At 64.3% G+C, this 7,714-nt stretch carries 10 protein-coding genes; 2 read left to right on the forward strand and 8 right to left on the reverse strand.

Annotated features, from left to right (window positions below; all coding sequences use genetic code 11):
* Positions 1-52: 52 nt before the first annotated feature.
* The 6 genes from A9W99_RS00005 to A9W99_RS00030 form a co-directional block, all read right to left on the reverse strand.
* On the reverse strand, positions 53-1,216 hold the full coding sequence (locus A9W99_RS00005; protein WP_067371531.1) for a zinc-binding dehydrogenase: 1,164 nt from the start codon (positions 1,214-1,216) through the stop codon (positions 53-55).
* A gap of 206 nt (positions 1,217-1,422) precedes the next feature.
* Complete coding sequence (locus A9W99_RS00010) at positions 1,423-1,614, reverse strand: ferredoxin (RefSeq protein WP_067371534.1); 192 nt, start codon at positions 1,612-1,614, stop codon at positions 1,423-1,425.
* Positions 1,611-2,813, reverse strand: coding sequence for a cytochrome P450 (locus A9W99_RS00015; RefSeq protein WP_067371537.1), 1,203 nt, complete (start codon positions 2,811-2,813; stop codon positions 1,611-1,613). The genes A9W99_RS00010 and A9W99_RS00015 overlap by 4 nt, the downstream gene beginning before the upstream one ends.
* Before the next feature lie 136 nt (positions 2,814-2,949).
* The gene (locus A9W99_RS00020) at positions 2,950-3,765 is read right to left on the reverse strand and encodes an NAD(P)-dependent oxidoreductase (RefSeq protein ID WP_067371539.1); all 816 of its coding nucleotides are present in this window, start codon (positions 3,763-3,765) and stop codon (positions 2,950-2,952) included.
* A 1-nt stretch (position 3,766) separates the two neighbouring features.
* Positions 3,767-4,642 (reverse strand): alpha/beta hydrolase, encoded by an 876-nt coding sequence (locus A9W99_RS00025; protein ID WP_067371540.1) that lies wholly within the window; start codon positions 4,640-4,642, stop codon positions 3,767-3,769.
* Positions 4,639-6,294, reverse strand: a complete 1,656-nt coding sequence (locus A9W99_RS00030) for an OB-fold domain-containing protein (RefSeq protein WP_067371543.1) — start codon at positions 6,292-6,294, stop codon at positions 4,639-4,641. Before A9W99_RS00030 ends, A9W99_RS00025 begins: the two co-directional genes overlap by 4 nt.
* Before the next feature lie 148 nt (positions 6,295-6,442).
* On the opposite strand from A9W99_RS00030, the gene A9W99_RS00035 reads away from it, so the two are divergent.
* Both A9W99_RS00035 and A9W99_RS00040 read left to right on the forward strand, forming a co-directional pair.
* Positions 6,443-6,673, forward strand: coding sequence for a hypothetical protein (locus A9W99_RS00035; RefSeq protein ID WP_067371546.1), 231 nt, complete (start codon positions 6,443-6,445; stop codon positions 6,671-6,673).
* Positions 6,674-6,723: 50 nt separating this feature from the next.
* Positions 6,724-6,975, forward strand: a complete 252-nt coding sequence (locus tag A9W99_RS00040) for a MazF family transcriptional regulator (protein ID WP_253869489.1) — start codon at positions 6,724-6,726, stop codon at positions 6,973-6,975.
* Positions 6,976-7,085: 110 nt separating this feature from the next.
* Here A9W99_RS00040 and A9W99_RS00045 read toward each other — a convergent pair whose 3' ends face one another.
* On the reverse strand, positions 7,086-7,493 hold the full coding sequence (locus A9W99_RS00045; protein ID WP_067371552.1) for a PIN domain-containing protein: 408 nt from the start codon (positions 7,491-7,493) through the stop codon (positions 7,086-7,088).
* Entirely contained in the window at positions 7,490-7,705 is a 216-nt protein-coding gene (locus tag A9W99_RS00050) for a CopG family transcriptional regulator (protein WP_067371555.1), read from the reverse strand. Before A9W99_RS00050 ends, A9W99_RS00045 begins: the two co-directional genes overlap by 4 nt.
* Positions 7,706-7,714: the final 9 nt, after the last annotated feature.

Raw genomic sequence — 7,714 nt, forward strand, 5'->3', positions numbered from 1 at the left:
ACGCAAAAGCACCCGCACGCCGGCGTGTCGGGTGCTTTTGCGTCTGCTCGCGCTACGAAACTTGGTCGGTCGTACTCTGCGGGTCGATGAGGATCTTGGCGTGAGTTTCGGGATTTCCCAGCGCTCCGAACGCCGCATCAACCCCTGCGAGCCCCACGCTTCCGGTCACCAGGGCGGAGGCGTCGAGCTTGCCCTCGGCGAGTTGGTACAGGGTGTCGCGGAACTCCAGCGGCGTGTAACCGAACACGAAGCGCAGGTCGATTTCCTTGCCGATCGCCACGGTGGGCCTAAAGTGGTCGGTGCCCATGCATACGCCGGCCACCACGACACGCGAATTAAACGGCGCTGCAACGAGAATCGAATCGATCATTCCCGGTGTGCCCACGCATTCGAAGATCACCGGTCGTTTCGGTGCTGCCGCGCCAAGCTTGTCCGCGACGCGGTAGACGTGGTTCCAGCCGGGCAGTTTGCGTAGCTTCTCCATCGCGCTGATACCCAGTTCGGACAGGTCGGTCACCGAGGTGACCACGCCCTTCCGCTTGCCGACGGATTCGTACGGTGAGCCCTCGGCTGGGTCGACCACGACGTGGGCGCCGCAACGTTGGGCCAGCGCACGTCGCCCCGGCGAGAAGTCGCTGGCGACAATCGTTTCCACGCCTTTGGCCTTGAGGTGACAAACGACGGCAAGGCCGACCGGACCACACCCGACCACTACGGCCACGTCACGCCTGGCGATATCGCTGCGCTGCACGGCGTGTAATGCCACCGCCATCGGCTCGGTCAAGGCGGCGATGTTGGGATCCAGACCGTTGGGCACGACGAAGCTCATGGCGGCCTCGGCGAGCACCTGTTCGGCGTAGGCCCCGGGGGCCAGCGGAGAGAGCCCCGTGAGGTGGACCCCTTGATGGGCGCGCAGCAGTGGGAAGGACACCACCGTGGCGCCCGCTTTGAAGTGCTTGGCCACGCCGCGTCCCCGCTCGGCAATCTGACCGCAGAACTCGTGGCCGAACACGACCGGCGTTTCGCTGGTGAGGGAGTGTTCGTAACCCACGGCGTTCATCGCGTCAGCCAACTCATCGCCGTGATCCTTGGCGTGCAGGTCTGAGCCGCAGATACCGCACCGAAGCACGTCGAGTACCAGCTGGCCGGAGGCCGGTTGCGGCGAGGGCAGGTCGACGACCGACAACTCACCGTGCAGACAGCTGACCGCTTTCATCGGATTCCTCCTCAGTGCTGAGCAGTCCCCGCAGGCAAAGGTACCCCTGGCGACATTAGGCGTGAAGCCTCGGCGTTGGTTGTGACGCGTCGGCGTTGATTGTGACGCGTCGGCGTTGGTTGTGAAGCCAGGGCGGAGAAATCGTCGAATCGCCACCGCTGGTTCACATTCAAAGCCGTTGATTCACAATGAAAGCCAGCCGTCTGCTACTCCCTGATCGAGATGGCCTGCCGCGGGCACTGACGCACCGCATCGCGGATCAGCGATTCGTTCTCCGGGGTGACCTCTGGCTGCAGGATGTGCAGCATGTCCTCGTCGTCTAGGTGGAAGACCTCCGGGATGATGCCCATGCACACCCCATTGCTTTCGCACAGACCCCAATCAACTTCGACTCTCATCGCAGCACTTTCACCGGTACGTTCTGCCACCCGGCGACATTCTGCATGTGCACACGTTTGCAGCCGTCCCAATCCACTTCGTAGCGAGGCATGAAGTCGAGCAGCTTTTCCAGCGCGATCGCGGCTTCCATCCGGGCCAGCGCCGCACCGAGGCAGCTGTGAATCCCGTAGCCGAATCCCATGTTCTGCGCTTCGGACCGGTCGCGATCGATGTCGAACTTGTCCGGATCGGTCCACGCCGCAGGGTCACGGTTGGCCGCGCCGTTGATCAGGAACACCGGCTTGCCGGCCGGGATCGTGACGCCGTGCAGGTGCACGTCTTTCATCGACCGCCGGACCTGATATTGCGACGGCGCCTCGTAGCGCAACAGCTCTTCGACCGCGGCTGAAATCTTGGTGCGGTCGTCGAGCAGCTTCTGCCACTCTTCGGGGAACCGAGCGAACACCACCGGCGCATTACCGACCAGCTTGGTGACGGTCTCGGCACCGGCGCCGCCCAATAGCGTTGCGAACCCGGTTATTTCGAGATCGTCGAGCTTGGTCTTCTGCCCGTCCTCGCGCTCGATCTCGGCCTCGATCAGCTTGGTGAACAGGTCGTCACGCGGGTCCTCGCGGCGCTGCTTCACCAGGTCGTAGTACAGCATCGCGGTATTGATGTTGGCCTGCATGCCCACTTCGTCGACTTCGACCTGCCCGGGCGCGCGGGTCAGTGACACGTCGATCCAGTGACGTATCTGCTGCGCATGCTCTTCCGGCACCCCGAGCATCGTGGTGATCACTTCGACGGGGAACGGACCGGAGAGGTCGCGCACCACGTCGAAGGCGTCGGGATCGGCCGCGCTGAGATATTTGTCGATCTTCTCGATGACCATCTGGCGCTGCGATTGGATCGCGCGCGGCGTGAAGACCTTGTTCAGCAAGCTGCGCATGTGGCGGTGGTCGGGCGGGTCCATGAAGATGATCGACTGCGGCGGCTTTTCGCCGGACCGCACCATCGACAGGTCGATGCCGTAGGACGACGAGTACGTCTCGAAGTCCTTGAGGCCCGCAGCCACATCCTCGTGCCGGGTCAGGGCGTAGAAGTCGTACTCCTCGCTGTAGTAGACCGGCGCTTCTTCTTGCATCCGCCGGTAGGTATCCCAGGCGCCGTTGAAGAACTCCTCGGAGAACGGATCGAAGACGACCTTCGATTTGGTCATTGCACACTCCTTGCGGACGAGTTGCCGGCCATTACAGCGGAATGCCTGACTGTAACGCTAACGGTAGTGCTTTCGTTGCGGAACGCAAAGCGGCAGACACGCCGAGCCGACCCGCTTGTCCCGGTGAACTCAGCTGTCATCGCGGGCACTCCATCAGGTCCAGCGCCGCGTCGGCCGCGTCGAGCACGGCACCGCCGCAGGCTGCTGCCTGGTCGGCGAGGTCGGCGACCAGGCGGACGTCCTTCTGCAGCAGCGTCCCGGCGAGGCCGGCAAGCCGGTCCAGGCTGCCGGTTCCGCCAATAGCATTGAGCGCAAAGCTCTTCCCGCTGCTAAGGCCGACGACTTCGATGAAGCGGTCGGCGGACAGACCGAAGGTCTTCGCCAGCGAAAGGGCTGTGGCTGCAGTTCCCAGGTTGGCGGTGAACAGCAAGTTGTTCAGCAACTTGGCGGTCTGCCCCGAACCAACGCCGCCTAGCCGCACGACCGGATCGGCATAGGTTTGCATGACCGGACGGCAGCGCTCGACCACGTCGGCCTCACCACCGACCATCGCCAGCAGACGACCCCGCGCGGCGGCTGGTCCACCCCCGCTCACCGGCGCGTCGACCACCGAAACTCCCTGGGCAGCAGCTTTCTTGGCGAGCCGGCGGCATGTCTCGGGATGGACAGTGCTATGCACGGCGATCACACCGCCGCGTCCCAGGCCTGCAAGCACGCCGTGTTCACCACCGGTGACCTCGTCGACGTCGGCGTCGCCGACCACACAGAGACAGACCAGGTCGCTGGCAGCGGCGAGCTCGGCGGGTGACGTGGCGATCTGTGCGGCAGTGTCGGCGAACGGCTCGAGCGTTGCGGGCCTGCGCGCCCACAGCGTCGTCGGGTAGCCGGCCTGAACGATCCGGCGCGCCATCGGGCCGCCCTGGCTGCCCAACCCGATGAAACCGACCCGCATATCATCCCGCCTCTTCGTTCACCGAGGGCGCTGCGGCGACGCATTCGTCGACGAACGCAAACACGCGGCGGTGATAATCGGCGGCGCTGTTACCGAGGCTGATGTTGTGTCCCGCCTCGGGCTGCCTATTGACGGTGAACCGCGGCGAGCCGGAGAACAGGGCGGTGATTTCGGTTAATGCGGAATCGTCCGTCTGCCAGACCTTTTCGTGCTCGGCAATGCTGAATTGCACCGGGACGCGCACGGCAGGGGCAAGCGCAGGAAAAGTTTGGCGGGCCCAGTCGGACACCATCTGGTCCTCGTAGGCCGGGGCGCTCGGCGAAATGGTGGCCCCGTTGAGCACCTCGGGTGGATACAGCCGTTCGGGCTGCCAGAGCAGGTCGTACAGGCCCGCCGGCTTGCGTTCTCTCGTCGCGGTCTTCAAGATTTCGCGGGCCGCCGGATGATAGTGCCGGCCGGTGCCGGCTAGTTCAATGCCGAGCAGATTGCCGCCCCGCTCGTCCGCGGCCATCCGCATCGTCAGTTCGCATCCACCCGAATGGCCCATGACGAACAACCCGGCGCCGCGTGGACGCTGCCCGAGAATGCGATCCACCGCGCCATAAGCCAAGTTGACCCGCTGCTCGGGAGCGGCCATCGCCTCCGGATAGGGGGCGGAGCTGCCATAACCGGGCCGGTCGAGGGCCACCACCGTGAAGCCGGCGGCCGCGCCGGTCCGTAGCAACGAAAGCGATGGATGGCCAGGGCAATCGAAATAAATTGCGGTAGTACCGCCGCCGTGGATGGCAACGATCACGGCCGTGGGGTCAGGGGCCTCGGCGACCATCGCCGACATCGGCACGCCGTCGACGATCACGATCCTCGGGCGCACGCTCATGCGTCCGCCCGAAGCAGAAGCACCCCGCTGGGGGTGAGCCCGCCGCTGCTGACCACGCCAACCCGGGCGTCGGCGACCTGACGATCGCCCGCCTCGCCCCGCAATTGGGTGACTGCCTCGTGCAGCAGGCCCATGCCGTGGGTGCGGCCATGCGACAGCTGGCCGCCATGAGTGTTCAACGGCAGCAAGCCGTCTCGCGCGATGTTCTTGCCGCCATCCAGGAATTCGCGCGCCTCGCCGATGCCGCAGAATCCCAGGGCCTCGATCCAGGACAGGCAGTTCATGGTGAACCCGTCGTAGAGCTGGGCGACGTCGACATCGGCCGGCCGTAGCGAGGTCCGCGTCCAGACATGCGCGGCCTGGCCCAGTACCTGCGGCTCATGGGTCAAAGTGCTTTGGTCCCAATCGATCCGCTCGATGATCTGTGTCCCTACCGCCTCCACCAGGACGGGTGGCTTGGCAAGGTCACGGGCGGCGTCGACGGCGGATACGACGACGGCGATCGCCCCGTCGCACGGCACATCGCAGTCGTAGAGACCGAAGGGCGTGGTGATGGGACGGGCATTCAGGTAGTCGTCCATCGTCATCGGGTCGCGGTAGACGGCGGTCGGGTTGAGTTCGGCGTTGGCGCGCTGGTTCAGCGCGATCCAGCCCAGCGTCTCCTTGGTGGTGCCGTAACGGTGGAAGTGCCGCTGCGCGTTGAGGGCCAGCGTGTGTGCCGCCGACGTGGCGCCGAACGGCCACTGCCAGCTGTCGGTGCGGCCCATGGATGGGACGATCTTGCCCTGCTTCATCCGTTCGTTGAAGGTGGCTTCCCACAGCGTGCGGAAGCACAGCACGTGACGGGCCAGACCGCCCGCGATAGCGAGCATCGCGGCGATCACCGACCCGCCCGGGCCGAACGTCTCGATACCGCCGTTATGCCAGGTAGGCCGGATGCCCAACGTGGCCTCCAGCGCGGTCACTCCGCCCTCGCCGAACCCGCCGAGATTGCCGCCTCCGGGATAGGTCGACAGGCCGTCGATGTCGGCGATCGTCAGCCCGGCGTCGGCGACGGCTGCCTCGCAGGCGTCGACAGTCAGCGACAGTGGCGGAACCATCAGCCGGCGGCCGATTTTCGACATGCCGATCCCCGTCAGGGCGACCTTGTCCTCGAATTTTCCCGTGGTCAGCATGGGCCGGACGTATTCGCCGAAGCGCTCCGGCGCGATCTCGTCGTCGGGCAGGGGAGCCGGTTCAGTGTTTGCGGCGGGCTTGAACAGCGGCAGCCACACCTCTTCGATCTGCTCGAAGGTGACCTCGACCTGTTGACCGAGCTCGAGTTGTTCGGGATCGCACTCGACGATGTTGGTGGTCAGCCGGACCCGGGGATCCTCGGCGATAGCCACCTGCGCGATGACGTAGGGGGCCGGCATTCCGGGCACGCTGAACCGGTGATTCACGGTGAAGCCAGCCAGGGTCGCCCTGCCGGAGAGGTCTCGCACGCCGATCTCTCGCGAGCGGCAGTAGCGGCATACCGGCGCGGGCGGATGGATCAGCGCCTGGCAGGCCTGGCATTCCTGTAGGCGGAGCGTGCCGTCGGCGCCCGCCTTCCAGAAGAACTCGTTTGCGTCGGTGAGTAGGGGCAGCGGGCGTCCCGGTGCTGCTGACACGTCACCTCCGGTGGTAGGCGCATTGTACGAATTGGAGAATTACGTTATCACTTCCGAGCAGGGGCGATCTAGGTCCCGTCGTGCTGCGCCCCCCACACGCACTGCGTTGCTGGCTATCAGCACCAGCATGACTTACTAGCATCAAGCGATGGCCCGGATAATCACTTTGCGGCTTTCAGACAGCGCCTACGAGGCTGTGAAGCGCTACGCCGACGCAGACCAGCAGTCGATGAATTCCTGGATCGAGAAACTTCTCGACGTCGAGGACATGAGGCGCCGCTGCGCGGCACACGACAAGTGGATGCAAGCGCACCCAGATGCAACCGCGTTCAGCGAGGCGTGGGCGGATCGCAATCTCGACGAGCTAGCGAAACGTTGAGCCAACCCCCACGTCGTGGCGACATATGGGCAACCGACGCCGGCGTCACCGTGCTCATCATCTCCTTCACCGTTTACAACGAGATTCCCAGTGAACCGACGGTCATCGTCGTGCCGGTATTCGACACCGAGCCTGATACAGGATTTGGCGTGGATCTGAGTGAGAATGACTGGGCTGCACCGGGACTGGTCACTAGCCTTCGCAAGGCCCGACTGAGCGCATATCACCGTCGGATCGGGGTTCAGGCCCTTACCGACGTGAATAACATGCTCTTCAGAATTCTCGCGACGCCGGATCAATAGCAGAGTTGAGCATGCGCGCTGCGTTGTGTTGGTCCGAACGCGATCTGCGCTGACCACCTCGGCTCGGTCATTGCATCTCTGGAACGGGCACACGTGTACACCGGTGGCAGTCAAGGCGTGACGACGAAGCGCCCGCCTCGAAGTGGCCGCAGGACTTCGAAATGTCGACGGTCGAGCGTCGCAATTGTCCGCGTTCGGTAGCGATCCGCTAGCACGACATTGGATACGTCCGTGATCCCGACGCGCTGGTCACGGTACTTTTCGATGATTGAGGCCGCCTGCTCCAATTCGGCCACACCAAATGTGGCCAGCTCCCACGCGCCGCTACAGAGTTCTCGCAGTCCTGCAAGCTCGGCATCGATTCCGATGCGAATGGCGACAAGATAGTCGAGTTCCGCCACGACGAACGGCGATACCACCAACGGTTCCTTGCTTCTTTCGATGACGCGTGACACCGCTGCGTGGTCTGGCTCGTGAGCGTCGAAATATGCGAGTAGAGCGCTGGTGTCGATGATCACCGCTCGCCGAAGCCCTGCAGCAGCTCGTCGACGCGCCGAGCAATGGGCTCCGATCCCGAATACAGGCCACCCCTTGGGGGTGGCTTCGCACTACCCACACCCGCACGGATGGATTCGCGGATGACTTCAGCTTCGGACACGCCACGCTGGCGGGCTGCGATCTTCACAGCTTCCTTGAGGTCACCCGGCAAGTAGATTGTCGTCTTTTCCATCGCTATGTA

Origin of the sequence: Mycobacterium sp. 1164966.3, from assembly GCF_001665395.1 — a bacterium.
In the GTDB taxonomy this organism is placed as follows: domain Bacteria; phylum Actinomycetota; class Actinomycetes; order Mycobacteriales; family Mycobacteriaceae; genus Mycobacterium.

Coding starts and splice junctions, on each gene's coding strand:
- A9W99_RS00005 (WP_067371531.1), bottom strand. CDS start 1,216: ATGAAAGCGGTCAGCTGTCTGCACGGTGAGTTGTCGGTCGTCGACCTG.
- A9W99_RS00010 (WP_067371534.1), bottom strand. CDS start 1,614: ATGAGAGTCGAAGTTGATTGGGGTCTGTGCGAAAGCAATGGGGTGTGC.
- A9W99_RS00015 (WP_067371537.1), bottom strand. CDS start 2,813: ATGACCAAATCGAAGGTCGTCTTCGATCCGTTCTCCGAGGAGTTCTTC.
- A9W99_RS00020 (WP_067371539.1), bottom strand. CDS start 3,765: ATGCGGGTCGGTTTCATCGGGTTGGGCAGCCAGGGCGGCCCGATGGCG.
- A9W99_RS00025 (WP_067371540.1), bottom strand. CDS start 4,642: ATGAGCGTGCGCCCGAGGATCGTGATCGTCGACGGCGTGCCGATGTCG.
- A9W99_RS00035 (WP_067371546.1), top strand. CDS start 6,443: ATGGCCCGGATAATCACTTTGCGGCTTTCAGACAGCGCCTACGAGGCT.
- A9W99_RS00050 (WP_067371555.1), bottom strand. CDS start 7,705: ATGGAAAAGACGACAATCTACTTGCCGGGTGACCTCAAGGAAGCTGTG.